Source organism: Amaricoccus sp. (genome assembly GCF_036846665.1).
Lineage (GTDB): Bacteria > Pseudomonadota > Alphaproteobacteria > Rhodobacterales > Rhodobacteraceae > Amaricoccus.
In genome coordinates this window covers 1-1,756 of the sequence record NZ_DAIUBO010000403.1, presented here as the reverse complement: position 1 = coordinate 1,756, position 1,756 = coordinate 1, and the positions used below count along the sequence as shown (strand labels likewise).

3 protein-coding genes are annotated in these 1,756 nt (G+C 68.2%); 2 read left to right on the top strand and 1 reads right to left on the bottom strand.

Going from position 1 to position 1,756, the window contains the following annotated elements; translation table 11 throughout:
• Nucleotides 1-169 precede the first annotated feature (169 nt).
• Nucleotides 170-601: a hypothetical protein gene (locus V7050_RS20855; RefSeq protein WP_324370624.1), complete on the top strand. Its 432-nt coding sequence runs from the start codon at nucleotides 170-172 to the stop codon at nucleotides 599-601.
• A 20-nt stretch (nucleotides 602-621) separates the two neighbouring features.
• On the opposite strand, the gene dksA is transcribed toward V7050_RS20855, so the two are convergent.
• The gene (dksA, locus tag V7050_RS20850; RefSeq protein WP_324370623.1) at nucleotides 622-1,044 is read right to left on the bottom strand and encodes an RNA polymerase-binding protein DksA; all 423 of its coding nucleotides are present in this window, start codon (nucleotides 1,042-1,044) and stop codon (nucleotides 622-624) included.
• Between the two features lie 194 nt (nucleotides 1,045-1,238).
• Here dksA and V7050_RS20845 point away from each other — a divergent pair.
• Nucleotides 1,239-1,756, top strand: a 518-nt coding sequence (locus tag V7050_RS20845; protein WP_324370622.1) for an AAA family ATPase, incomplete at its 3' end; no start/stop codon positions are given.

Below are 1,756 nucleotides of genomic sequence, written 5' to 3'. Positions count from 1 at the left end.
GAAGTGTCCCCATCCCGCCGAAGCCGGGCACCGCCCTCATCTGTGGCGGGACGGTCGGGGAAGAGAGAATGAACGCCGGATGCGATCGCCCTGCCCTGCGCCCCGGAATGCTGGCGTCCGGGCGCCGGCTGGCCTATCTGGTGGAGGAGACCTGTCCGGTGGAATCGCCATGCGTCCCAGCCTCGTCGTCCTCGCCGCCGCGCTCGCGCTGCCGCTGCCGCTCCTGGCGGGCCCGCTCACCGAGCGCAGCCCGGCGGCGCAGGACATCCCGGTGGAGGAATGGATCGCCATGGCGCGGGGCCGGACGCTGACCTACCGGATCGACGACCGGTTCTGGGCGATGGAGCGCTACGAGCCGGGCACGAACCGGGTGCGGCTGCAGCTCACCGACGGCACCTGCATGGAGGGGACCTGGGACTATTCCCCGCCGCATTACTGCTTTCACTGGACCGGGATCGGCACCGCCTGTTTCCGGCATGTCCGGCAGGGCGACGAGATCCTGATCATCGAGACGCGCGACGGCGTCGACACGCCCATGGTGCAGACGATGGCGGGCGTGTCGGACATCCCGCTGGCCTGCGGGCCGGCGGTGACAAGCTAGAGCCGGCCGCGCGCGGCGCGTCAGTCGTCGCGGTGGACGCGTTCCTTGCGCTCGTGGCGCTCCTGCGCCTCGAGGCTTAGGGTGGCGATGGGGCGGGCGTCGAGGCGGCGCAGCGAGATCGGCTCGCCGGTTTCCTCGCAATAGCCGTAGGTCCCGTCCTCGATGCGGCGCAGGGCCGATTCGATCTTGGCGACCAGCTTGCGCTGGCGGTCGCGGGTCCGGAGCTCCAGCGCCCGGTCGGTTTCCTCGCTGGCCCGATCGGCGATGTCGGGCATGTTGCGGGTGCCCTCCTGCATGTGCTCGATGGTGCCCTTGCTTTCCGCGAGGATCGAGGCCTTCCAGGACGAGAGCTTGCGGCGGAAGTAGTCCAGCTGCCGGGGGTTCATGAAAGGCTCGTCGTCATGCGGATGATACTCCGGTTCGAACCTCGTTTCAGCCCGCATGGACAGCTACCTCAACTCACCCTGCTACCGCCGGGTCGCCGCCGGGGCCGCTCGCCCCGACACCGCCCGATTTTGCGCTGCCTCCCGATATAGGGATTCGATTCCCTTGTCACTACAAACATAAGGGAACTTGCTTAAGCGGGGAGCGCTGCTAGGGTTTCCCCCGATCACCCCGGAGGCCGGACACAATCGCAATGAGATTTGAAGGAACGGCCGATTACATCGCGACCCCGGACCTGGCGATCGCGGTGAATGCCGCCATCACGCTGGAACGCCCGCTGCTCGTCAAGGGCGAGCCCGGCACCGGCAAGACCGAGCTCGCACGCCAGGTCGCGGCGAGCCTCGGCCTGCCGCTGATGGAATGGCACGTCAAATCCACCACGCGGGCCGCCCAGGGGCTCTACGAATACGACGCCGTCAGCCGGCTGCGCGACAGCCAGCTCGGCGACGAGCGCGTGCACGACGTGGCCAATTACATCCGCCGCGGCCCGCTCTGGCGGGCCTTCGAGGCGGAGGGCCGGGTGGTGCTCCTGATCGACGAGATCGACAAGGCCGACATCGAGTTCCCCAACGACCTGCTGCAGGAACTCGACCGGATGGAGTTCTTCGTCTACGAGACCGGCGAGACCGTGCGGGCGCGCCAGCGGCCGGTGGTGATCATCACCTCCAACAACGAGAAGGAGCTGCCCGACGCCTTCCTGCGCCGCTGCTT